Source organism: Enterococcus casseliflavus (assembly GCF_029215545.1).
In the GTDB taxonomy this organism is placed as follows: Bacteria; Bacillota; Bacilli; order Lactobacillales; family Enterococcaceae; genus Enterococcus_D; species Enterococcus_D casseliflavus.
The window spans coordinates 3328220-3352650 of sequence record NZ_CP119393.1; the positions used below are offsets into that span (position 1 = coordinate 3328220).

The 24431-nt window shown below is 45.2% G+C and carries 22 protein-coding genes; 7 read left to right on the forward strand and 15 right to left on the reverse strand.

Going from position 1 to position 24431, the window contains the following annotated elements; genetic code table 11:
* Window positions 1-146: 146 nt before the first annotated feature.
* The 4 genes from spx to P0G38_RS15630 all read right to left on the reverse strand — a co-directional run bounded on the left by spx (window position 147) and on the right by P0G38_RS15630 (window position 4374).
* A complete protein-coding gene (gene spx / locus P0G38_RS15615) occupies window positions 147-596 on the reverse strand; it encodes a transcriptional regulator Spx (protein WP_010748641.1) in 450 nt (149 codons plus the stop codon).
* A gap of 50 nt (window positions 597-646) precedes the next feature.
* Complete coding sequence (locus tag P0G38_RS15620) at window positions 647-1048, reverse strand: Asp23/Gls24 family envelope stress response protein (protein WP_005227156.1); 402 nt, start codon at window positions 1046-1048, stop codon at window positions 647-649.
* 285 nt (window positions 1049-1333) lie between these two features.
* Window positions 1334-2779, reverse strand: coding sequence for a peptidoglycan DD-metalloendopeptidase family protein (locus tag P0G38_RS15625; protein WP_275853003.1), 1446 nt, complete (start codon window positions 2777-2779; stop codon window positions 1334-1336).
* Window positions 2780-3012: 233 nt separating this feature from the next.
* The gene (locus P0G38_RS15630; protein ID WP_010748638.1) at window positions 3013-4374 is read right to left on the reverse strand and encodes a citrate/2-methylcitrate synthase; all 1362 of its coding nucleotides are present in this window, start codon (window positions 4372-4374) and stop codon (window positions 3013-3015) included.
* 235 nt (window positions 4375-4609) lie between these two features.
* Here P0G38_RS15630 and acnA point away from each other — a divergent pair, with 235 nt between their 5' ends.
* From acnA to P0G38_RS15650, 4 genes are all read left to right on the forward strand, one after another.
* Window positions 4610-7306, forward strand: a complete 2697-nt coding sequence (gene acnA, locus P0G38_RS15635) for an aconitate hydratase AcnA (RefSeq protein ID WP_275853006.1) — start codon at window positions 4610-4612, stop codon at window positions 7304-7306.
* On the forward strand, window positions 7299-8549 hold the full coding sequence (gene icd / locus P0G38_RS15640) for an NADP-dependent isocitrate dehydrogenase (RefSeq protein WP_074535379.1): 1251 nt from the start codon (window positions 7299-7301) through the stop codon (window positions 8547-8549). Before acnA ends, icd begins: the two co-directional genes overlap by 8 nt.
* A gap of 104 nt (window positions 8550-8653) precedes the next feature.
* The gene (locus tag P0G38_RS15645) at window positions 8654-9508 is read left to right on the forward strand and encodes a helix-turn-helix domain-containing protein (RefSeq protein WP_275853010.1); all 855 of its coding nucleotides are present in this window, start codon (window positions 8654-8656) and stop codon (window positions 9506-9508) included.
* A gap of 105 nt (window positions 9509-9613) precedes the next feature.
* Window positions 9614-10153 (forward strand): biotin transporter BioY, encoded by a 540-nt coding sequence (locus P0G38_RS15650; RefSeq protein WP_005227150.1) that lies wholly within the window; start codon window positions 9614-9616, stop codon window positions 10151-10153.
* A 91-nt stretch (window positions 10154-10244) separates the two neighbouring features.
* Here P0G38_RS15650 and P0G38_RS15655 read toward each other — a convergent pair whose 3' ends face one another.
* From P0G38_RS15655 to P0G38_RS15680, 6 genes are all read right to left on the reverse strand, one after another.
* Complete coding sequence (locus P0G38_RS15655; protein WP_213334359.1) at window positions 10245-10811, reverse strand: nucleotidyltransferase family protein; 567 nt, start codon at window positions 10809-10811, stop codon at window positions 10245-10247.
* Window positions 10812-10841: 30 nt separating this feature from the next.
* On the reverse strand, window positions 10842-11591 hold the full coding sequence (locus tag P0G38_RS15660; protein WP_060792416.1) for a 3-oxoacyl-ACP reductase: 750 nt from the start codon (window positions 11589-11591) through the stop codon (window positions 10842-10844).
* Entirely contained in the window at window positions 11588-11809 is a 222-nt protein-coding gene (locus P0G38_RS15665) for a DUF2829 domain-containing protein (RefSeq protein WP_005227147.1), read from the reverse strand. Before P0G38_RS15665 ends, P0G38_RS15660 begins: the two co-directional genes overlap by 4 nt.
* An 85-nt stretch (window positions 11810-11894) precedes the next feature.
* A complete protein-coding gene (locus tag P0G38_RS15670; RefSeq protein ID WP_275853019.1) occupies window positions 11895-12788 on the reverse strand; it encodes a metallophosphoesterase in 894 nt (297 codons plus the stop codon).
* Window position 12789: 1 nt separating this feature from the next.
* Window positions 12790-13167, reverse strand: coding sequence for an iron-sulfur cluster biosynthesis family protein (locus P0G38_RS15675; protein WP_275853022.1), 378 nt, complete (start codon window positions 13165-13167; stop codon window positions 12790-12792).
* A 15-nt stretch (window positions 13168-13182) separates the two neighbouring features.
* Window positions 13183-13752: a GNAT family N-acetyltransferase gene (locus tag P0G38_RS15680; protein ID WP_005227144.1), complete on the reverse strand. Its 570-nt coding sequence runs from the start codon at window positions 13750-13752 to the stop codon at window positions 13183-13185.
* A gap of 107 nt (window positions 13753-13859) precedes the next feature.
* On the opposite strand from P0G38_RS15680, the gene P0G38_RS15685 reads away from it, so the two are divergent.
* Window positions 13860-14312 carry a YueI family protein gene (locus P0G38_RS15685; RefSeq protein ID WP_010748630.1) on the forward strand — a complete coding sequence of 151 codons (453 nt, stop codon included), beginning with the start codon at window positions 13860-13862 and terminating at the stop codon, window positions 14310-14312.
* Window positions 14313-14326: 14 nt separating this feature from the next.
* Window positions 14327-14746 carry a hypothetical protein gene (locus P0G38_RS15690; protein ID WP_005227142.1) on the forward strand — a complete coding sequence of 140 codons (420 nt, stop codon included), beginning with the start codon at window positions 14327-14329 and terminating at the stop codon, window positions 14744-14746.
* A gap of 71 nt (window positions 14747-14817) precedes the next feature.
* Here the strand turns inward: P0G38_RS15690 and gshAB are convergent, their stop codons facing one another.
* The gene (gene gshAB / locus P0G38_RS15695; RefSeq protein ID WP_275853028.1) at window positions 14818-17082 is read right to left on the reverse strand and encodes a bifunctional glutamate--cysteine ligase GshA/glutathione synthetase GshB; all 2265 of its coding nucleotides are present in this window, start codon (window positions 17080-17082) and stop codon (window positions 14818-14820) included.
* A 246-nt stretch (window positions 17083-17328) separates the two neighbouring features.
* Between gshAB and P0G38_RS15700 the strand changes: the two genes are divergently transcribed.
* Entirely contained in the window at window positions 17329-17697 is a 369-nt protein-coding gene (locus P0G38_RS15700) for a BlaI/MecI/CopY family transcriptional regulator (protein ID WP_005227140.1), read from the forward strand.
* A 282-nt stretch (window positions 17698-17979) separates the two neighbouring features.
* Here the strand turns inward: P0G38_RS15700 and ftsY are convergent, their stop codons facing one another.
* From ftsY to rnc, 4 genes are read right to left on the reverse strand one after another with little or no spacing between them, the layout of a single operon-like run.
* Window positions 17980-19272 carry a signal recognition particle-docking protein FtsY gene (gene ftsY, locus P0G38_RS15705; protein ID WP_275853032.1) on the reverse strand — a complete coding sequence of 431 codons (1293 nt, stop codon included), beginning with the start codon at window positions 19270-19272 and terminating at the stop codon, window positions 17980-17982.
* A 1-nt stretch (window position 19273) separates the two neighbouring features.
* On the reverse strand, window positions 19274-20092 hold the full coding sequence (locus tag P0G38_RS15710) for a Cof-type HAD-IIB family hydrolase (protein WP_074535386.1): 819 nt from the start codon (window positions 20090-20092) through the stop codon (window positions 19274-19276).
* Between the two features lie 12 nt (window positions 20093-20104).
* The gene (gene smc / locus P0G38_RS15715) at window positions 20105-23683 is read right to left on the reverse strand and encodes a chromosome segregation protein SMC (RefSeq protein WP_275853035.1); all 3579 of its coding nucleotides are present in this window, start codon (window positions 23681-23683) and stop codon (window positions 20105-20107) included.
* A gap of 15 nt (window positions 23684-23698) precedes the next feature.
* The gene (gene rnc / locus P0G38_RS15720; protein ID WP_005227136.1) at window positions 23699-24391 is read right to left on the reverse strand and encodes a ribonuclease III; all 693 of its coding nucleotides are present in this window, start codon (window positions 24389-24391) and stop codon (window positions 23699-23701) included.
* Window positions 24392-24431: the final 40 nt, after the last annotated feature.

Genomic DNA, 24431 nt, shown 5'->3' on the forward strand with positions numbered 1-24431 from the left:
TTCCAACCGACACGATTCCTTTTGGGAATCGTGTTTTTTTTGTGGACTCAACGGATTTACGGATCCCTTTAAGAAGACCCTTAAAAAAACACCAAAAAACCGACAATGATACATCGCTGTATTCATTTGCCGGTTTTGTTCCTATTTTAGATAAAGTTCGCAACAGATTCGCCTTCTTCTTGCTTTTGGCGATAATTAAACATGAGCAGCTCTGTTTGGCGTCGTTTGAAAATGATCTTTCGTAAGTTTCGTGGCACGAATTTACGAATGTCTTCTTCATTGTACCCCACTTGGAGCTTGTTCTCATCTAAGATAATTGGTCGTTTCAATAAGTTCGGGTATTTTTCGATCAATGAAAGCAACTCTTCTAGCTTCAACTCTTCTAAATCAATGTCTAGCTTTTGGTACACTTTTGAACGAGTAGATATAATGTCTTCCGTTCCATTTTTCGTTAAAGAAAGAATCTCCATTAGTTCATCACTATTTAATGGATCGCTAAAAATGTTTCTCTCTTTAAATGGCAGTTCATTTTCGGTCAACCATGCACGGGCTTTACGACATGACGTACAGCTGGGTGTTGTATATAGTGATATCATTTGTTCATTCTTCCTTTCTCTTTGATGTACTTCGATTTTTTGTTTGGTGCTCAACCTTCGATTTGATCGATCGTTTCCTGTTTGACGATATCGGCGATTCGAATATTGATCTCTTTGACTTTCAAAGAAGTCAAGCGGCTAATTTCTTCTAAGACCACTTCTTGGACTTGCGCAAAGAGTTTGGGGATATCTTTGCCGTAAGCCACGATTACTTCCAAATCAACTGCAACCTCTTCTTTGCCAACTTCCACATCAATGCCAGAAGCGACTTGCGGCTGTTCTTCAAGGTTTTCGGTCATATCTGAAAGAAATCTGCCATTTACACTAATCAAGCCATCAATTGACTGCAAAGCGACACCAACAATTGTTTCAATGACTTTCTCTTCAAAGGACAGTGGACTTGCTTGCGCTGCTTCATTAGACACATTCGTTGTTTGCTGATCGTCAGTCATTTTTCACACTCCTTGGTTAAATAAGAAAGGATACTAGAGACATCGCAAAGTCGCATACACGACCTTGTCTAAAGTGGACATTCCTCTTGGGAATTTTTTTCCCTACCTTTCTAGCATAAATTCTTTTTGTTTTTTTTACAAAGAAAAACACTTGTTTTCGGAATAAATTTATCGTGCAAGATAAAATGAATGCGCTAAAAAAATCTCAAAGCATAATTTTCCTGAAATGATTCGTTTTTCTTGACAAAAAAAAGAAAGCATCTACAACGCTCTCTTTTTTTCGTGTTATTTTGACAAAACTTCCAACGGATCAATCAGTTGGTGTCGCGCTAAACTTGGTGAAAGACTGACTTCAAAATGCAAGTGCGGGCCTGTACTGTTCCCCGTACTTCCCATAGAAGCAATCACCTCGCCTTGTTCGACCGTTTGACCGACTTCCACTAAATTGCGATGATTGTGGGCATACAATGTCGTCAGCCCATCTTTGTGCTCGATGGCAACATAATTTCCCCATGAAGAATGATATTCTGAGCGGATCACCGTTCCTGAAAGACTAGCCATGATTGGCGTTCCTTGTGGTGCGGCGAAGTCCACTCCACGATGAAACCCATTGCCTCGCGGACCAAAGACAGAGGAGACAACTGGATTGCTGACAGGATAGATCATCTTTTCGCTGCCTGTCGGTAATTCTGGTTTCTCTTTGTCATAACTCGTCAGGGCATACGCTTCGATCAGCGCATTCAGCTTCTCATTGTATTGTGTATCTGATGCATAACGTCCGGTCAGATATTCCGTGGCGTCTTCATAAGATTTCGTTTCTGATTTCCAAACACCTTTATAAAAATTCGGATTGTGGTCCAATCCTTCTTTCAACAATTTCGCATAATCTTTCAAAGAAGATTCGATGCTGTCATATTGGCGAAAAGTGGCATGAACTGTGTATAAATTACCAGAGCCATCGTCTTCTTGCGTTTGGAAGGAAATCCCATTCCCTTCATAAAGCCCCTTAATACCAAATAAGTTATAAAAAGGCTCTTGGCTCAGACGGCTTCTTCCGCTGCCAGATTCTAAAATCGCTTGGGCAATCATGACCGATGCGTAAAGATCTTCTTCTTGTCCAACTTTACGGGCATCTTCACCAATCTCCATAATAAAGTCCCACGTTTCTTTGACTGGCGTGACTTCAAATTTTGCTGGCTCATCTTCTTGCGGCGGCGTTACCGTCAACTCTGGTACATTCGGTACTTCTTTGATGTCAGGCGAAGGCTGGCTTGGTGTTGATTCTGGCTCTGGATTTGGTGTTGTCTCTGGTTCTGGTTCTGGATTTGGTTCTGGATTTGGTTCTGGTTCTTCTGGTTCTGGCGCCGGCTCAGGTGTTGGTTCTGGTTCTGGATTCGGCTCAGGATCAGGATTTGGTATCGGCTCTTCTGGTTCTGGTGTTGGTTCGGGTGTCGGGGTTGGTTCTGGTTCTGGCAAAGGTTCTGGTGTTGGCTGTTCAGGAGCTGGTGTTGACTCTCCTGGAACTACTTCGCCGTTTTCTCCTGGTACCGTTGCGGCATCTTCAGGGACCAAGCCCATGGTTGGCCCGTTCACTCCCGGAACCGTTGACTCAGATGTATTTTGACCTGCAGTAGACTCGTTCGTCAAAACAGATGCCGCAGCCGATACTGGCAGCATTGTTGAAAATTGACTGGTAATAATGGCAATCGCCATCCATTTTTTTATTTTCATTCGTGAACTTTCCTCCTTTATTCTTCCCTCTATCATACAAAAAATGCAAGAAACTTTGTAATCAATTTTTGCATTCCTATATGAAAAACGAGAAAAACTTGATTTTTCTAATGAACGAATGAACCAAGCCATTCATTTGCTCTCTAGTAAAAATACGCAAAAACGGCTCAATTCTCCTCTTTTCGAGTGTCCAAAACAAAAACAGCAGCGAGCTTCCTCCCTGCTGTTTTGATCTATCTTGACTCTATATCGATATATTCCCGATCGTTTGACACTTCTTTGTAGGCGGGACGCATGATTTTTTGTGCGTTGACCAGCTCTTCGATCCGATGGGCGGACCAGCCGACGATCCGCGCGATAGCAAACATTGGTGTATACAGTTCTTCTGGCAGATCCAACATGTTATAAACAAACCCGCTGAAAAAGTCGATATTGGCACTGACTCCTTTGTAGATTTTGCGCTTTTCATTGATGACTTGAGGAGCAATACGTTCGACCATCGTATACAATTGATATTCTTGCCAAGCTTCTGATCCTTTTTCTTGCGCTAGTTTTGCCACATAATTTTTAAAGATCGCCGCACGGGGGTCATTGTCGCTGTATACCGCGTGGCCCATGCCATAAATCAATCCTTTACGGTCAAATGCTTCTTTATCTAAGACTGCTTCCAAATAGCTGCGGATCGCCTGTTCATCGGTAAGATCAGCAACGTTGCGCTTCAAATCTCCCATCATTTCTGTCACTTTGATATTAGCACCACCATGTTTAGGCCCTTTCAAAGAACCTAGCGCTGCAGCAATCGTTGAATAGGTATCCGTCCCACTGGAGGTAACGACTCGTGTCGTAAAGGTCGAATTATTCCCGCCGCCATGTTCCATATGCAAAACCAGTGCCATATCCAATGTTTGGGCTTCTTGGAAGCTATATTCTTTCGTTGGACGTAGCATAGTCAAAATCGTTTCAGCTGTACTCAACTCTTCGGTCGGACGGTGGATATACATACTCTCCCCTTGATTGTAATGATTGTAGGCATGATAGCCGTAGATTGCCAAGAGCGGAAAGACACTGATCAGCATCAGACTTTGTTCCAATACATTTTCAATGCTGATGTCATCTGCTTGTGGATCGTAACTTGCCAGTGTCAAGATACTGCGAGATAAGCTATTCATGATATCAGAAGAAGGTGCTTTCATAATGACGTCACGAACAAAATTGGTCGGCAATGTACGTTTTTCTGCTAATAGGCAATGAAAGGCCGCAAGTTCTGTTTTGTTTGGCAGTTCGCCGAAAAGTAATAAATATGCAACTTCTTCAAAGCCAAAGCGTTTTTCATTGACGAACCCTGCAACTAACTCGTTGATGTCAATTCCGCGATAACGCAGCTCACCACAAGCTTCAATTGGCTTGCCAGCAATGATTTTTTCTGGATAAATGGTTGAGATCGTCGTAAGCCCTGCTAAGACCCCCGTGCCATTTAAATCCCTCAGTCCACGTTTCACATCATATTCTGAATAAAGATTCACATCTATCAAATTGTATTTCTGACATTGTGATGCAAGATAGGACATCTTCTCTTTCTTTTCTAATCTTTCCACGGTGATGTTACCTCCAATCTTTCTACAAACTATCGATTACAATGTTATTTAACCGTATACAAACATCGTTAAAATAGCCATCCTATAAAATCGTTGCTTTTTAACAAACTTTCACACATTATAGCACGATGTTGAGAAAATGAAATATTTTTCATAAATTTAATTGATTTTTTAAATTATCAACGTATAATTATTCCTAATAAGTACGTTTATCTTCGTAAAAAGGAGGATTCTTATGAAGTGGCAATCTCAACTCACCGTCAATAATACGCAATACACGTATATTGACTTAGCGAAAATCACCCAAGACTTAGGGGCTGATTTATCTCGCATGCCCTACTCCATTCGAGTTTTATTGGAAAGTGTTGCTCGTCATCAAGACGAGGAAATTACAGAGGATTATTTACCATTTTTAGCGAACTGGCAGGCAGAAACCCCTACTGGTGTCGTGCCATTCAAACCAGAGCGGGTCGTTTTGCAAGACTTTACTGGGGTACCCGCAGTCGTTGATTTGGCTGCCATGCGGGATGCGATGGTCGCTTTAGGCGGTGCCGCAGAAGACATCAATCCTGAGATCCCCGTCACACTCGTCGTCGACCACTCTGTGCAAGTCGATCAAGCCGGTACTCCTGGGGCGATCGCTTTTAATACGGAGCGGGAATTTGAACGCAATGCAGAACGCTATCAATTCTTGAAATGGGCGCAAGGTTCTTTCGACAATTTCGAAGTCGTACCGCCTGAAACAGGGATCATTCATCAAGTCAACATCGAATCGTTGTCTGATGTGATCTTGCAAAAAACACACGAAGATCAACGACTGCTGTTTCCTGATACATTGCAAGGAACCGATTCTCACACCACGATGATCAACGGCTTGGGGGTTCTCGGTTGGGGGGTTGGCGGTATTGAAGCGGAAGCTGCGATTCTTGGCGAACCTTCTTTCTTCCCTACGCCTGAAGTCATCGGGGTGAAATTTATCAACGAGATGCCTGCCGGTACCACCGCCACCGATTTAGCACTAAAAGTAACTGAAGTGCTGCGGATCGAAAAAGTGGTCGGAAAATTTGTCGAATACTTCGGTCCTGGCTATCGTCATTTAAGTTTAGCTGATCGAGCAACGTTAGCAAACATGGCTCCCGAATATGGTGCGACTTGCGGTTTTTGTCCGATTGATCAAGAGACCTTGAACTACTTAGCAACGACCGGTCGCTCCAGCGAGCTGATCGAACTCGTTGCCGCTTACGCCAAAGCCAACCATTTCTTTTATGATGAAACGATCGTGCCGACCTATACTAAGGCGATCACCATCGATCTAGCAGAAGTTCAGCCAGCATTAGCGGGCCCTAAGCGCCCGCAAGATCGGATTTTGCTTCCAGCAGTCCGTCAGGATTTTGAACAATCGGTCACGGCTGCCGTCGGTCCCAAGGGCTTTGGTCTTTCAGAGGACGAATGGCAAAAAGCAGCCAGCGTTACCTGGCCAGATGCTGCACCTGACAAATTAGTGACCGGCGATATCGTATTGGCGGCGATCACTAGCTGTACGAATACGAGCAATCCCTTCGTCATGCTCTCGGCAGGCTTATTGGCTAAAAAAGCCATTGAAAAAGGTCTGACCGTCTCTCGTACGGTCAAAACCTCCCTTGCACCTGGCTCCCAGATCGTGACCACCTATTTGCAAAACAGTGGCTTGCTGCTGTATTTAGAGCAACTCGGCTTTTATTTAGTGGGCTACGGTTGTACCACCTGTATTGGAAATTCAGGTCCTTTAGAAGCGCAGGTCGCTGAAGCAATTGACGCAGAAAATCTACTGGTGGCATCGGTTCTGTCAGGCAATCGAAATTTTGAAGGAAGAATCCATCCACAGATCAAAGCCAATTATTTGGCTTCACCGCCATTAGTTGTTGCCTATGCCATCGCTGGCAGCATTCGCAAAGATCTCACAAAAGAACCGTTAGCTATCGTCAATGACGAGCCGGTGTATTTGTCTGATATTTGGCCTAGCAATGAAGAAGTCAATGCTTACGTTCAAGAGTACGTCGGACCAGAAGCATTTCGCGCTGCCTATGAGCATCTTTTTGATGCCAATGAACGCTGGAATGCGATCGAAACCACCACGAGCGCATGTTATGAATGGGAGGAGCAATCCACTTACATCGCTCATCCGCCCTACTTTGAAACATTGACCAAAGAGTTGCCTAAACCAGATGTCTTAGCTGATCTGAAAGTCTTGGCAAAATTGGGTGATTCCGTCACCACTGACCATATTTCTCCTGCTGGCAGCATCAGTATGGATTCTGCAGCTGGAAAATTTTTACAAGAAAAAGAAGTTCCGTATCGTGAATTCAACTCCTTTGGTTCGCGACGCGGCAATCATCAGATTATGATGCGGGGGACTTTCGGCAACATCCGTCTGCAAAACCAGCTAGTGCCTGGCAGTACTGGCAGTGTCACGCATTATTTTCCAACAGGGGAAACCCTGTCGATATTTGACGCAGCTATGAATTACCAAAAAGCTGGTCAAAGCTGTATCATTTTAGCTGGTAAAGATTATGGCATGGGTTCTTCTCGCGACTGGGCCGCCAAAGGAACACAATTGTTAGGCGTTAAAGTCGTCTTAGCAGAAAGCTTCGAACGAATCCATCGCAGCAACTTGGTCATGATGGGGATCATTCCGCTTGAATATCTTGCTGGTGAAAGTGCCGCATCGTTTGATTTGGACGGCAGCGAAACATTCTCGATCGCTTTGCCAGAAGAGCCAGTGGTCAAGCAGCTGATCGAAGTCACTGCGCAACGGATCGACGGAGGGACTGTCTCCTTTATGACCCGCCTGCGCTTTGATGCCCCTGCAGATATTCGCTATTGGAAGCATCAAGGAATTTTACCGATGGTCATTCGAAAAAAAGCTGAATTAGGAGGAACTGCCCATGCCTAACCAAACAACCCATGAAGCAACGACGATCACCATTCCTTACATTGCAGGAGACGGCATCGGTGCCGAGATTTGGCAGGCTGCGCAACCTGTGATTGATGCCGCTGTAAATAAAGCCTATGACAATCAACGCCACATCGAATGGCTGGAAGTTTTAGCTGGAGAAGCCGCCTTTGAACAGACGGGGGAATGGCTGCCGCAAGCAACCATCGATACGATCAAGGCTCAACAATACGCCTTAAAAGGACCGTTGACTACCCCAATTGGCGAGGGCTTTCGCTCCTTGAATGTCACCTTGCGGCAAACGCTGGATCTTTATGCCTGTGTCAGACCTGTTCGCTATTTTACAGGGGTCCCTTCGCCTTTAAAGCAGCCAGAAAAAACCGATATGGTGATCTTTCGAGAAAATACTGAAGATGTTTATGCTGGCATCGAATTTGCCAAAGACGACGACGCAACGCAGCGTCTGATCCAGACATTGCAAGCAGACTTTGCTGTCAAGGCGATTCGTTTTCCTAAAACTGCCGCTATCGGCATCAAGCCGATCTCTTTAGAAGGCAGTCAGCGCTTGATCGCTGCTGCCATTGAGTATGCGATCGCTCAAAAGCGGCCCACGGTGACACTGGTGCATAAAGGCAATATCATGAAATTTACAGAAGGCGGCTTTAAAAACTGGGGCTATCAGCTTGCAGAGACCACATACGCCGACCAGTGTTTTACAATGAATCAATACAACAAAATCAAAGCAGAAAACGGCTCAAAGGCAGCCGAAGCCGCCCTTGCCTCGGCAAAAGCGGCTGGGAAAATCGTTGTTAACGACGTGATCGCAGACAACTTTTTACAACAGATCCTTTTGTATCCAGAAAAATTCGACGTCATTGCCACTTGTAATTTGAACGGCGACTACATTTCTGATGCACTTGCTGCACAAGTCGGCGGCATCGGGATCGCCCCCGGTGCCAATATCAACTACGCTACTGGGGCAGCCATCTTTGAAGCTACCCACGGAACAGCACCGGATATCGCAGGACTTGGCAAAGCCAATCCCTGTTCGCTGCTGCTGTCAGCGTGCATGCTATTAGAACATTTGAACTGGCCAGAAGCAGCCCAAATCCTAACACAAGCCATTGAACAAGCCTTGCAAAGTCAACACGTCACTGCCGACTTCGCGCAGTTGATGCCAGAAGCGGTCTGTTTAACGACACAAGCGTTTGGTGAACACCTCCTTCAGTTGATCCATTCGTAAACTCAAGCTGTGATTGAGTCGGCATTTGCCTACTCAATCACAGCTTGATTGCGTTTTCACCTTTTGAGAAACTATACTTAGAGCATGAAAGGGGGAATTCATTTATGAGTGAATTCAACATGAGAAAAATCGGTCAGCAGATCGCTGCCAAACGCAAAGAAAAAAACCTGACCCAAAGCAACTTGGCAGACCAGTTACTTGTCAGCTATCAGGCGGTCAGTAATTGGGAGCGGGGCAACTCACTGCCGGACATTGAAAAATTGCCGCAGCTAGCAGCGATTTTAGACCTATCCATCGATGAGCTGTTAGGGAAGCCAGCAGCTGCGGTGCAACATTATCAAGCAGGAACGGCACAGCCAGAAGAAATCGCCGAACTAGCTCCGCTGATCAAACCGCAAGAATTGTCAGCGTTGATTCAAGAAGAACCGTTTCAAGAAACTTCTTTAGATTTAGACTTATTGCCTAGGCTAGCACCTCATTTGACCAGCGCAGACTTGCAGCACCTGCTAAATGGTGCCGAGAATATCCCCGAAGAGGTACTGGAAGAACTCCTGCCGTTTTTGAAAAAGCCCCAAGTAGAAGAGCTCCTGAAAGGTAAGCACTATTCCATGGCTTTTTGGGAAGAGGCGGCGCCCTTTTTACCCCCCAACTTTTTGGCGGGAGAAATCAAAGGCTGGCTTGAAAATCCTGACTTCCGCTTTTCTGAGATTGAAGAACTGCTGCCCTTTTTACCTGCGCCGTATCTGGATGAACTCCTGCTGACCGCCCTGGAACAGCCAAACGTTGCCGCAGCAGAACGCTTGGCTTATGATGAAATCGAAGAACTGCTGCCGTTTCTGACAGAAGTAACGATCTGCCGGCTCGTTCAAGCACTGCCCTTCTCAACAGATGAGCTGGAAGAGATCGCCCCTTTCCTCTCCTCAAAGAACTTGATTGTTCTTTTTAAAAAAGGACACTAAAAAAACAAGATTCTTCTTTACTTTTGGTAAACCACCGTTTATAATTTCGTTAACCAAATAATTTATTTTTAGGTTAACGAATTTATTATTAGAGAGAAGGATTCGATGAAATTATCATTACGTGAACAAATCCATGCCGCTTTATTTGCGATCATTATTGCTGGTCTTTCCCAACTGACGATTCCATTAGGTTTGATCCCATTGACAGGACAAACCTTTGCGATCGGGCTGGCGGTGACTTTCCTCGGCACGCGAACTGGAACGATGGCGATCATCATCTACTTGCTGTTAGGATTGATTGGTTTGCCCGTTTTCGCTGGTTTTTCCAGCGGTGTCGGTGTTTTGTTAGGACCAACTGGTGGCTATTTAGTCGGCTTCCTCTTTAATGGATTGCTTACTGGATTGATCGTAGAAAAAACAGCGTTTCGCTACACAGGAGCAGTGATCGGCAATATTGTCGGTGCGCTGGCAACTTTGTTGTTTGGTACATTGTGGCTGAAATGGAGCACGGGCATGGCATGGCCGGCTGCCTTTAACGGTGGCTTTGTTCTGTTTATTATCCCTGGGATCATCAAAGCCGTTGCCGCAGCTTATCTAGGTATCTTTTTAAGAAACCGCTTGGCGCAACCATTGGCTTTACGTTAATAAAAAACACTCGCGTCATATGCAGCGATTCCCATCAGTTAGCTTTTTCGTCTAACTTTTGAAAATCGCCGCATCACGCGAGTGTTCTTTTTTATTTCTTCCCCTCTTCAATCGAGAGCTGCGGCCAAATTTTCTGCCACTGCTTCATCGCTTGGCGTTGTCGATAAACTGCAAGATACTGTTCATTTTGGGCAAAATGCGGTGTTGGACGCACCCGAAAACTGCAAATATCCTGCCAGCCAAAAGGCGCCATCAATTCAAGCTTGCCTTGATTCATTCGTGCCGCTACCGCTGTACAACGCTCTGGAAACTTCATTAAAGCATCGAAGGTACTTGTATAAGGCGGCTCCTCGGCAAAATTGTGCTGGTGCATCAACGCTTGGTTTCGAACCTCCCAAGGAAATTCGGGAAACGAACGGCGCAGTTGCGCTTCGATCGCTGCTGTTTCTTCTATGCTTACAGTCGGATCATAAAACACGACATCAATATCGGTTATTGGCACCTCCGCTATTTTTCCACTGAGAAAACCCCATAAATAATTCCGCAGGTACCCAGCACACAGCCAGCAATCCGACAGCTGCAACGCTTCAATGATCGTAAGCAGTTGTCGACATTCACGATTTTTTGCAAACAAGTTCTGGATCGCTTGTTCCTTCATTGGCGTCCTTCTCTAATGGGCTCAGGCTAGTTATTTCAAGGTCCAACCACCGTCGATGGGCACGATCGCCCCCTGCAAGTAACTAGCTTGCGGACTGGCAAGAAAAAGGGTCAGTGCTGCAACTTCTTCTGGTTGCGCCCAACGCTTGACCGGCGTCTCTTCTGCCACCCATTGCGCCATTTTCCCGTCACCGGCAAAATCAGCCGCATTCATCGGCGTTTGAATCGCACCGGGCGCGATGCCCTTCACCGAGATCCCTTGATCTGCAACATCCAATGCCAACTGTTTGGTAAACCCGACGATCGCGTGTTTTGCGGTTGTATAGGCGATCCCGCCCCCACCTGCGACCATTCCAGCGATCGACGCCATATTGATGATCGTTCCGCCGCCATTGGCTTGCATCAGCGGCAAAATTTCTTTCGTTAAATAAAACATGCTGGAGACATTGGTTTGAAATATCTCCTCCCACTCCATTGACGTCGTCTCAGCGATCGTATGATAGCCGTCAAGCTTTCCTGCTGTATTTAACAAGACTGTGATACCGCCAAAGTGCGTCACACAAGCTTGGACCGCTGCAAGACAATTTTCTTTCACCGCTAAGTCACAACATGTGCCGAAAAAGCGGGGCTGGGCTAAAAGCGAATCGGGAAACGATTGGCAGTCAACACCAAATACTTGAGCGCCTTCTGCAAGAAACGCCTCTGCTTGCGCTTTGCCGATGCCTGAAGCAGCCCCTGTGACAAACACAATCGTTTTGTCATCGATCCACGCTGCCGTCATTCCACGATTTTCCAATCTTCCGCAAGAATGTCGCAAACAGTCGGTGCGAAACTCGAGAATCCCTCATCCGCTGTTTTGATCAAAAAGTAAGGGGTGACTGGGGCATTGTCGTACACTTCGCCTTCAACGAATGTCACATAAAGTTCAAAGCCGCCCCAACCTTCACGAATGATTTTTTTGCCGGCTTTTAATTCTGGTAAGATTTCTTCAAATGTCATGATTTTTCTCCTTTGTGTGTTTCTTCTAATGGTTTAAATTGCTTGGAAAATCAATTACGAAAACAAGCAGAACTCGTTTGCTGCGCTAATACGGCAGCAGCGTGATCGCTTGCGCCAATTCCTCTAAAAGATGCGCCGTTTTATAGTCCTCAAATGCCTCATGATGGTTTCGCAGCAGCGTCCGAACTTTCGTTGGAGAATATGCTTCTGCTAAGTGATTTTCCAAAACGAAGCGTCGGGTCAACTGCCATTCATAATAGTAGCCGAAGGGACGGCAATAGTAGCTGGTTCCCGCAAGTTCTTTTTTCTCAAAGCGTCGATGGGTATGCCCAAAGACGACTGCCCGCACATTGGCGTACTGATCGATCACTGCGCCAAAATCAGGCGACCCCAAAAACGCATTTAAGTGGTTCCAGCGGGCGTACTTGCCGGTCTGCCGCACAATAAACGCTTCTTGGGGCACAAAATGCGTAGAAAGAAGAATTTCTTGGTCTTGCGGCAAATGGGCCAATGTTTCCGCTAAACGCTCATTGATGGCTTGGCTGATTTCCTTATCCGATCCCTTTCGTTGAATCATGCGGTCATACCAAAACAGATTTTTCAGCCGCAAGATCTCAGATTCACTGGTCAGATCAGAATATTGGTAGTCATACCAGCCATTGATTCCCAACAGCAGTGTTTTTTCTGATAAGCGATACGTCTGAAAATTAAGAAAGGCGGGATCATCGAAAGCCTCGATCTCTTGTTCCGTCAAGTCCACCATTTCATGATTGCCCCAATGAAAGGTCGTTGGCACCTGTCGACTTTGAAAAAATGCGACCACGTCTAATAGCCGTTGTTTTTTATTCGCCACATCTCCTGCCAGATGCAGATGGGTCACCTGATTTTGCTGCAAATAATCAGCGATCAGCTGCAGATGGGGGTCGCATAATTGGTTGATATCGACGTGCAAGTCACTAATAACCGCCAGCGTGCCCATCTCAGTGGCCTGCCGTCTGCTTTTCGATCCGTAACAATTGGACATCGTTAGCTAAGATCCCGCTATTTCCAATCAATTGCAACCGTTGATAGGTCGGTTCCACCTGCATCCGAGTCTGTTCTTCTAAATACACCTGAGCCCCTTGCTTCAACCAAATCGTGCCTAAGGGTGTCGTTAAAGGGGTGTCGTAGATCGCCAATCCTTCTTCTGGATAGCTTTGCGGCACGATGATCAGGCGAAAATGGATGTCCAAACGGCAGGTGATCTCCGTTGCAGGAAACGGACCAACGCCGTCTTCAAAATCCAAGTAGAGACGATCATCTGGCTGCACATAAGGGGTTATTTTTTCAATTGCTGCTGGCTCAATGTTCAGTTCCATGACGAGAGCCCTCCTTTACATGATACGTTTTTTCCATTCCTCAAGGGTGATGCCACGCGTGACTTCATCGATGATTTCTTCACCCGATTTGCGGGCAGCTGGGATCGTTGCTTCCAATTTCATCCCAATTTTCTCCATGACCCGTCCAGACTTGGGATTTCGGGCATCATGTCGAGCAAAAATTCGAATCAATTCGAGTGTTTCAAAACCGAAATGCAGCAGTGCCATTGCCGCTTCTGGCATAATCCCTTGCCCCCAATAATCGCGACTCAATGTATAACCGAGCTCAGCGATCTCTTTTTCTGATTCTACCCGCAAATCGATGGTCCCGATCATTTTTCCTGAGTCTTTTTCTTCGATCGCAAATTTTCCTAAGGGTGCAGCAACAAAATACTCGGCGATGCGTAGTTTTGTTTCTTCAACCGACCCATGTCTAGCAAAGACGAAGGTCGTCGTTTCTTCATCATTTGCATAGGCAAACATGTCCGCTGCATCCGCCAAGGAAACAGGACGCAAGAGCAGCCTCGGTGTCTCCAACCGTTGATTTTCTGCTAACAATAGCAAATGTCGTTCTTTTGTTGTCATAGGATCCCTACTTTCTGTCAATACTCTCTCACGATCGCACCCCTCTTTTGCTATTTGCTGGATATGCTATAATAAGCATAAGTAAACGCTTTGAGGAGGATACTTCAATGTCAGACGAATTAGAAAAACGCCTTGATACAGGAATGTATGGGACGCCTCGCGTCAACCCAGATGAACAGCGCAAGTATTTAGGCACGTTTCGTGAACGGTGTTATCTTAGTATGACAGTAACAGAAATGAAGAAGAAGGACAACCAGAAAACGCTCTTGAACGCCTTACCAGATTATCAAGGAGCGCTCGTGCTGCTTAATGGAAAATTGCCAGAATCGATCCAGACCGATTACATCACTTTACTGACCAAGCAACAGATGGAATTTCGGATCGTCTCCGATGCCCAAGATGCCGGTCCAGACAGTATCGGCTTGCTGATTGCTGGGAAAGAAGCCGTCAATGAAGACGTCATCGATATCGAAAAAAAATTCCCTGCAGCTGCCGCTCCATCGGATAAAGAGCAGGAACAACCAGAGAAAACGTCATTTTGGAAACGTCTTTTCCATTAAAAGGAGGAACTATCATGGAACAATCAACACCGCCCTACCTTTCATTAAAGAAAGAACTGCTTGATGCTTTGGATCTGCATATCGATTTGTTAAAAACGGCACCCACGATCGAATCCAGCCATCTAGATGGCGTATTGTTCATGATGCGCAGCTTGGGTTTTATGCTGGATCGCGCTCCGAAAGTACTCCTGCTGGAGGATAAGAATGAAATGAACTTTATGATGTTTCAATATTATAGCCTCCTGTCGGAACTGAAGTACAATCTGGTTTTAAACTTTCCCTACGCCTCGATTCAAGGCGTACCGTTATTAACCTTGATCCAACGTTTTCCTACCACGTATGAAAAAGAAATGAAACAATGGTGGGAAGCCCGAACGGGTCTCAAGGTGGAAGAAACAAAACAAACGATTGAGATCGCTGCTTTTGAATCCTAATAAAAAAAACTGCACACTTTGAAAGGAACTCTCCTTCCAAAGTGTGCAGTTCTTTGCTTTTTGTACTTCCATCAGCTCTCGAAAACTTCAGGGAACAACAGGCGTAAAACAGACATAGTTAAGCGTCGGCCTTTCCCGCTGTATGGATAAACGTGCATATGCATCGCTGGGTTGAAATTGGCTTCAATGATTCCATAAGCCCCCGGTTCATTGGCTGGCTTGGTTTTATCTGGAATAATCAGATCGATTCCGCTGATAGATGCTTGTAATGCGGCTACCGCATCGACTGCTACTTGTTTGTAATCATCGTTGAAGTCATCCGTCACATCGATAGAATCACCGCCAGTACTGATATTCGAGTTTTCTCGCAAATAAACGATCTGCCCCTCTTCGGGTACTGAATCCACTTGATACCCTTGCTCTTTTAACATCAGTTGTTCCAGTTCCCCTAATTGGATCAGCTCTAATGGGGTCCGATGATGGGTGCCGCGCAATGGATCAAGATTTTTCTCTGCGACGAGTTCCGTGATCGTGCGCTTGCCGTCACCCACGACATTGGCAGGGATACGTAGTAAAATCGCATCGACTCGCCCATCGATCACGAAGAACCGATATTCCGTCCCTGACAAAAAAGTCTCAACGAGGATCGAATCATCTTCCGCAAAGGCAATGGCGACCGCCGCTTGATAATCCGCTAAAGAGGCACCTTCTTTGAAAATCGAGATACCGATCCCATAGTTGGTGGTTTTCGGTTTTACCACAAACCCGCTGTGGGCAATCTGAGGATAAAACGCGATCGCTTCTTCTGCCGAAGCGAACTCAGCGCCACTTGGTACATGAAAGCCATTTTCGGCTAAGATTTTTTTAGTGACCGTTTTATTCGCCATGATCAATGGGACGATGTACTGATCCTTACTGGTCATATTGGCATTTTTAACATATTCGATGTGGTCTTTCACGGCTAATTTCAAGAATTGATCCGTTTCATCCAGTACCGTCACTTCGATTCCTTTTTGGATCGCATCGAACAAGAGAATCTGGGTCGACAATTCCATTGCTCGAAAGCCAGCTAATTGATACGGTTTTTCCCAAGCAGCTTGATGATACTTTTGTCCCAGCAATGTTGCTGTCTGCGCTTGACTGGTTGCTTGACTTGCTGAGAAAAGACGTCCCGCGAAGGTTCTTTCTGGTTCAGCCAGCATTTCAGAAAGCTGATCCAAAAATGGCGGATGCGGCAGCTCAAGGGCTTGGGCAAAGTCCATCATTTCAGCAATCAGTGCTTGCGCTTCTTGCTGATAAGTCAATGGCGCTAAGGGATGCTCTAATGCGACCTGATCATTTTTCTGATTGCCTTCTTCGATCCACGCATCGGCATTGTTACCTTCTTCTTTTGTACTTAAAAACAATAAGAAGAAATGTAAGAACGCGACTTGCTCTTTGGAAATGCCATAGCGGGCAAAGGGATCGATATCGATATTTCTTAACTCAATATAACGGATACCAGCTGAGGCTAGATCTGCGACCCGTTTTCCCCCACGTAAACGCACTGGCGCATAAAATTCTTTTTCTTCTGAAAGCTTTCCTGTCTCCACTAATTTGGCAATATCTGCAAGATAGGTCTCTAACGAAGCATAAGATACCTTGACGTCTTCGTGATTCGTGTAGCCATAACGGCTATTGCGAATACTGCGGACTGGTTCTTGCGGTCCGTTTTCTGTCGTAAAATAATTGGCTTCTGATGCAGGGGTCGCCCCAAAGAAATACGTCAAAAACCAGCGATAGTGCAAATAATTGCGAGTTACTTTCAAATAAAGTGCCGTTTTAAACGTCTGGAAGCTTTCCTTCGTTTCAGACAAAGCATACAGCTGCTGCAAAAAGTCTTCCGCAAATTCGAAATTGAAATGAATCCCACTGACCATTTGCTTGCGGCGACCATATGTTTTGGCTAAATAGCGGCGGTAGAGCACATCTTCAAATTGGTCTAATTTAGCAATGACGATGTCTTCTTCTTTTTCTGGTAAAGCCGGTGGCATACTCAATGGCCAGAGCATTTCTTCTGCTGACATCGAACGATACGCCACATCATGAATAGCCCCTAAAAAACGGAACAATTCATCCACGGAATCAGCAACGGGCGTAATCAGTTCCAGTTGGTTTTCGGAAAAATCCGTTTGGATATACGGATGGAAGCGTCGATTGCCTAACGTTTTAGGATGATCGGTACCTGCAAACGTCCCATCGAGCCTCACCCGCTGTGCTTCACGCTCAATCCCGTAGCGTCCTTTCAATAAATAGGGAAAAAGCTCTTTATGTGATAACAATGTTTTTATTTTCATTCGACTGCCCTCTATGTTCTTCTACTAAATTTTTTCTCAAATGCTATTTCTTTCCATCTATTATAGTGAAAACTGGTGAAAAATGCAGAAATTTGCTCCTCACTTGTAATATCTCTTACTAAAATTACCAAGAATTTATAAAATACTTGAATAAATTTGATATTTACCTTCAAAATAAAGTATACTGCTTATAGAACAGTAAATTATTATGTCCATATTACTCTTTTTTGAAAGGAAGAATAGTGAATGAAGCCACTTAATCTTACCAAACGCGAACGTCAAATTATGAATATCTTTTGGAATTCAGACAAACCTCTTTCTGCAAATGACATTGCTGTCCAACAGCAAGATCTAAGCAAGAATACCATTCAAGCAGTCGTACGTAAACTAAAAAACCACGACTTATTGAAAGTAGCGGATATCGGCTACAGCGGTACTGTTTTGACTCGGTTGTATTCTCCGAATGTGACCCAAGAAGACTTCTTAGCAGCAGAATTGTCTGATCAATCTTTATTGAACTTGATTACGAACTTTATCGAAACCAATAAAGATATCGATACATTGAACAACTTGGAAAAAATGATCACTGAGCGCCAAGGGGAACTTAAGAAATAAACTTTCCCTACCGTTGAACTCGTTGTATTCTGCCTGATACTTCCCAAAGTTTTTAGACAGTGCAGAAGAAAACGAAGCCTTCAAACTGCTTTTCCTGATTTTTTGGCAAAGTCGTGCATCGCTGTACCCACATTTGCCACGCCAAGTGTTCTCAGCTTTCCGTCACAAGTCAAGCTCGTGGAAAGAGACGACGACCCGTTTTCTCTTCCCTTTGATCTCACAAAAGCAACAATAAAGGAGAGCCATGTGTAGGTGTATCACCTAACACAGGGCTCTGTTTTTTTATTCTTTGATCAAGCCTTTGAATAAGCCAACGACAAATTCATTTGGATCAAATGGTTCTAAATCATTGATGCCTTCTCCGAGTCCCACTAATTTGACAGGCAGCCGCAGCTCGTTACGGATCGCCAAGACGATCCCTCCTTTGGCTGTTCCATCAAGTTTGGTTAAGACGAGACCAGAAACATCCGTCGTTTCTTTAAATTGTTTTGCTTGATTCATCGCGTTTTGACCCGTTGTTGCATCCAACACGAGCAGGACTTCATGAGGGGCCGTTGGGTCCACTCGTTGAATGATCCGTTTGATTTTTTCTAGTTCGTTCATCAAATTGACTTTGTTTTGCAAACGACCAGCAGTATCTACTAATAAAACGTCAGCATTTTCTCGTTTTGCGCGCTCCATCGCATCAAACACGACTGCTGCTGGATCGCCTCCTGCATTGCCACGAACGACTTCAACACCAGCCCGTTCACCCCAGACCACTAATTGATCGATGGCACCGGCACGGAAAGTATCCGCTGCAGCCAATAAGACTTTCTTGCCTTCGGCTTTGAATTGGTGGGCTAATTTCCCGATGCTGGTGGTTTTTCCAACACCGTTCACGCCAACAAATAAAATGACGGTCAACCCTGACTGCATATTCAACTCGTTGACTTCACCGACACCCGCTTCCCCATATAGGTCAACCAATTTTTCGATGATGACATTTTGGACATCTGCCGTTTTCTTCACATTACGCAATTTGACTTCTTGCCTCAATGCATCCGCGATCTTCATCGCCGCATCAAAGCCGACGTCTGCGCCGATCAGGGTTTCTTCCACTTCTTCGAAGAAGTCTTCGTCCACCGTACGGAAGTTGGCAAACAATTCGTTCATCCGTTGCCCAAAGGTTTTCCGTGATTTCGTCAATCCTTTGGTGTATTTATCCTGCACACTTTCCGTTTCTGGCGCTGGTTGAAGGATTGGTTCAGAAGCTGGTACTTCCTCTGATGGTGTATCCTTAGCCACTTCTTCTGGAATACTTGGTGCTTCTTCTCCTTTATTCGCTGTCGTTGCTTCTTGCTGTGGAAAAGTTTCCGCAGTTTCTTGCTCTACATCCAAATCACTGGAGTCGGCGGCTTCTGCAGGTGCCACTGGTTCTGAAGCTTCATGTTCAGCAGGAGTTTGTGCTGGCTGTCTTTCTTCTGAAGGCTGATCCTCTGGTGAATCAGCATCAACGACTGGTTTGTCGGCTTCTTGCTCTACTTCTTTGGTTTCTCCAATCAACGCTTTTTTGATTTTGTCAAAAAATCCCATCTTACGCACCTCCTTTTAAGACATATTCTTCAATCACTGCTGCCACACCGTCTTCTTGGTTTGAAACGGTGACAACGTCAGCCGCCTCTTTAATGATTGGCACGGCATTGGCCATCGCTACGCCAATCCCTGCATAGCGAATCATCGGCAAGTCATTTTCTTCATCACCGATCGCCATCACTTCTTCTTGCTTGATCCCTAAATCTTGCGCCAATAGGCTGATACCATAAGCTTTGGTGATTCCTTTAGGCATAAATTCCAACAGGTTATTCCGGCTTTTGATGATTTCATATTTCTCGCGGATCTCTGAGGAAATCTCAGGGATCTTAGGATCCAAGACTTCCTGATGGTAGGCGATCACCGCTTTATTATAGAGCATCGATTCATCCAGATCAGCTACGGCAAAAGGACGACAATCCAATAAAGGATTCAACGAGCCATAAATCGATGGATGCGCTGCTGAAGTGGGTAAACTCAAGACGATCTCTTCTGATACCACGTCTAGAGGCAAATTCAAGTCTTCCGCCACTGAAACCAATTCATGGATATCTGCCAGCTGCATCGCTGCTTTTTCAATGATCTCGCCAGTCTCATTTTTTTGAACCAAACCGCCGTTAAAGGTGATGCTGTAGTCGCCGGGTTCTTTCAGCGATAATTCTTCTAAATAGGGACGGATCGCCCGCAATGGACGTCCCGTACAAATAACGATTTTCACGCCTTGTGCTTTAGCACGAGCAAGTACCTCTTTGTTGCGAGGAGTCACTTCTTTATTATCATTCAATAACGTTCCGTCTAAATCGATCGCAATCAGTTTAATCATACCATTCCTCCTCTATGCTTGATCTGCTGCAAAACTACCGCCTTCACGCACTTCTTCTAAGCGCACGGACACGGTCTTCGACACTCCAGATTCTTGCATGGTCACACCATACAACACATCTGCTGCCTCCATTGTTCCTTTGCGGTGAGTTACGACGATAAACTGCGTATCATTTTGGAAAGCACTCAAGTAATGCCCGAAACGAGAGACATTGGCTTCATCCAATGCTGCTTCCACTTCGTCAAGCACACAAAACGGTACTGGACGAACTTGAATAATGGAAAACAATAACGCAATCGCAGTCAGCGCCCGTTCGCCCCCTGATAGCAAGCTGAGGTTTTGCAATTTCTTGCCCGGTGGTTGGGCTTCGATCTCGATCCCCGTGTTCAATAAATCTTTCGGATCTGTTAAGACTAATTCCGCATGACCGCCGCCAAACATATTAGGAAATACTTGTTTGAATTGCAAACGGATCGCATCGAAGACTTCGCCGAAACGGGTTTTGACTTCTTCATCCATTTCAGACATCGTATCAAACAGCTGTGCTTTAGCCGACAGCAGATCGTCTCGCTGACTAGTCAAGAACAAATGCCGTTGATTGACTTGCTCATATTGTTCGATCGCATTTAAATTGACTGGACCAATTTGCTCGATTGCTTGTTTTAGTTCCTGAATGTCGACTTTGGCTTGTTCTGCATCCTCAATTTCAGGGAAATCTTGCGCTGCCTTTTCAAAGGTGAGATTGTATTCTTCTTGTAAATACAACAAACGATTATCCATCACCAATTCTGCGCGATTTTTTTCGATCTCAACTTCGGTTTTTTCTGACAGCTTTTCTTTTTGCGTTAAGTTTTCAGCACTCAGGGCTTCGTCTAATGCGCCGATTTCTTGTTGAACGACTTGACGTTGTTCACGAATCACCGTCAATTCCGCTGTTACCTGATGCTTGGTTTTTGTGAAGGCTTCAATTCGCTGAAGAATGCTTTCTTCTGAAAACTCATGATCGCTGACGTTGCTTGTCAAGGCAGCTAACTGCCGTTCTAAGGAGTGTTGACGCGCTTCGTTTTCTTCTAATGCTTGATTCGTAGCGGCAATTTTTTGCTGCAAATGCGCCACTTGTTCTTTTTGAACTGCGAAAGCTGCCTGCAAGCGCGCACTTTCTTGTGCTAAGGTTTGGCGTTTTTCCTCGATCAAGTCTTCTTCGGCATTCATTTGATGAATATCTTGGTCGATTTTCGCCAATTGCGCTGCAATATTCTTTTGCTGTTCTTCCAAGCTCGTCTTCTTCTCATCATATTCCTCAAAGAAGGCTTGCACTTCGCGATGTTCAAAATCAAACACTTGCTGCTCTTGCTTCAAGCGGCTCAGGTCATTCTCAAGATTTTGTAAGCGGCTTTGCAGCTCATGCTCCGTCATGCGAGCCTGTTCTCCTTGCGTCCGCAATTCTTCTAATGCTGCTTGTGCTTCTTTGGTCGCTGCTTCAAAATGCTGGACTTGCTTTTCCGTTTTTAAAAGCCGCTCATCCAGTTGCGCCGCTTGTGCCGTCAATTGTTGCAGCTCGTTGCTTTGGCTAAACAAACTACCGGCATTTTTCTTCGTTGCGCCACCCGTCATGGAACCGCCAGCATTCATGACATCCCCTTCTAAGGAAACGACCCGATAGCTATAGTTCAATGCCCGTGCTAACGCATTGGCACTTTGCAAGTCTTCGGCAATCAAGATACTGCCTAACAAGTTATCCGTAATAGTTTGGACGTGTTCGGGCGACTGGACCAATTCGCTGGCAACGCCGATAAATCCAGACACTTGCTTGGCTTGATTGCGGGCATAATCTGGCAAATGACGGGCTTTGATGGTCGTCAGCGGTAGGAAGGTTGCACGCCCCCCTCGATTTTCTTTCAAATACGTGATGGCTGCTCGCGCATCCCGCTCATTTTCAACGACGACATGCTGTGCAGCGGCGCCTAATGCGGTCTCGATCGCCACGGTATAGTCTTGCGGCACATCGATTAACTCCGCTACTGCGCCAACGATACCGCTGATCTGCTGTTTGTTTTTCAAAATCAAGCGAACGCCTTGATAAAAGCCGCTATAATTTTCTTGAATGTCTTGCAGACTGCGCTGTTTCGCTCGTACCTGCTGCACTTGACTCATTAACTGATACATTTTCTTTTGTTCTTCATCAAAGCGTTTTTTGTTGGTCTGAGCTTTTTCTTGAAGATGGATGTATTGCTTGCGTTGTTCTTCTAAAATCGCCTTAGCCTGCGTCAGCTGTTCTTCCACGATTTGCGCTTCCGTCGTCTTTTCTTTCAACGACGTATTCATTTGCGTCTGCTTGCTTAACGCCGTTTGATTTTTCGCGGCTTCTTGCTGGTATTGACGCTCCAAGTATTTCAATTCGTTTCCGATCGTTGCCTGCTCTTGCATGGCTTCGACATATTGGCTACGCAATTCTTCAATGATTTCTTTTGCTGAACGTTGGTACTTTTCCTGCTCTTGCTGACACGCCAGCATCGCTGCTTCAACTTCCTGCACACTACGATTCTTTTGTGAAAGCAAGCCGATCAGTTCCGTTTTTTCTTCATTTAAAAGTGTGACCCGCTCTGTGACTTCCTCTAAAGTTTCTTGGTATTCGGCAGAGCTTTTTTGCGTATGCTTTGAACGTTCATCCAAGACTTCTTTTTGCCCTTCGGCTTGCTTCAGTCCTTCGGTGACCTCTAAAAGCTGCTGATTCAAACGCTCCAACGTTTCATCAAAAGCAGTACGTTGTTGCCGTAAAGAATGTAGCGACAGTTCCCCTTGGTTGATCTTTTCGGAAATCTGCGCCAGTTCTTGGTTAAAGGTACTCAGTTGAGCTTTGGCTGTCTCCCACGCTGCTTTTGCTTTCGTGATCTCTAAGACCGCATAGGCCACATCGACCGTCGTCAATTTTTCTTTTAACGCTAAAAAGCGGTTGGCTGCTTCACTTTGGGCTGCCAGAGGCACCAACTGATCTTCTAGTTCATAAATGATATCTTGTAGACGGCTTAAATTGTCTTCCGTTTCAAACAATTTTTGCTCGGCTTTCTTTTTCCGCTGTTTGTATTTCAATACCCCCGCCGCTTCTTCAAAAATTCCACGACGGTCTTCTGGTTTGCTGCTGAAAATTGCTTCTACCTTGCCTTGGGAAATGATCGAAAATGATTCTTTCCCCAACCCAGAGTCCATAAACAACTCTTGGATATCCTTTAAGCGGCAAGCTTGTTTATTTAAGAAAAAGTCGCTTTCGCCGGTTCTTCTCAAGCGGCGAGTCACGCTGATCTCACTGTAATCCATCGGCAAGTAATGATCGCTATTGTCTAAAACGATCGTCACTTCCGCTATATTTAGCGCTCTGCGGGTGTCAGAACCTGCAAAAATAACATCAGGCATTTTGCCACCACGTAGATTTTTGGCAGATTGTTCTCCTAAAACCCAACGAATCGCTTCGGTAATATTGCTCTTGCCGCTGCCATTTGGTCCGACGACTGCAGTCACTCGATGTTCGAAATCAATGACTGTGCGGTCGGCAAAGGATTTAAAGCCGGCAATCTCTATTCGTTTTAAATACACTCCGCCAGTCCTCTCTTACTGTTCAAGATCCGCCAAGGCATTCGCAGCGGCGTCCTGTTCTGATAATTTCTTCGATTTTCCTTGTCCTTTTCCGATCAAGGTATCATCGCAATAGACTTCCGTCCAAAAAATCCGTTCATGGGCGGGGCCTGCTTCTTTGATCAAACGATAATTGATAGAAACATCGCCGCCACGCTGCAAGACTTCTTGCAAGCGGGTCTTGTGATCCATCTCATGGGAAAAAGCACCTGCTTTTACTTTTGGAAAGACAACTTTCGTCAAAAAGCCGCTGACACTTTCCAGTCCTTGGTCCAAGTATAACGCACCTAAAAAGGCTTCAAATAGATCACAAAGCAAAGAAGGTCGTTTACGACCGCCAGAGTTTTCTTCCCCTTTGCCTAGACGAATGTATTCATCGAATCGGCAATCTTTGGCAAACATGGATAAACTGTCTTCGCGAACGATTGCCGCCCGTAGCTTCGTCAGCTTACCTTCGGGCAGATCTGGCAATTCACGATACAAATACCGTGAAACGATCAACTCTAAGACAGCATCGCCCAAAAACTCTAAACGTTCGTTATCTGACAAGTGCAAGTTGCGGTGCTCATTCACATAAGATGAATGCGTAAACGCTTGTTCAAGCAGATCTACATCATGGAACACAATATCAAACTTTTCTTTTAGTTCTTTCGTTAATTGTGTATTCATTTGTCACATTCCTTCATTAGTTTATCGACACTTCCCTATT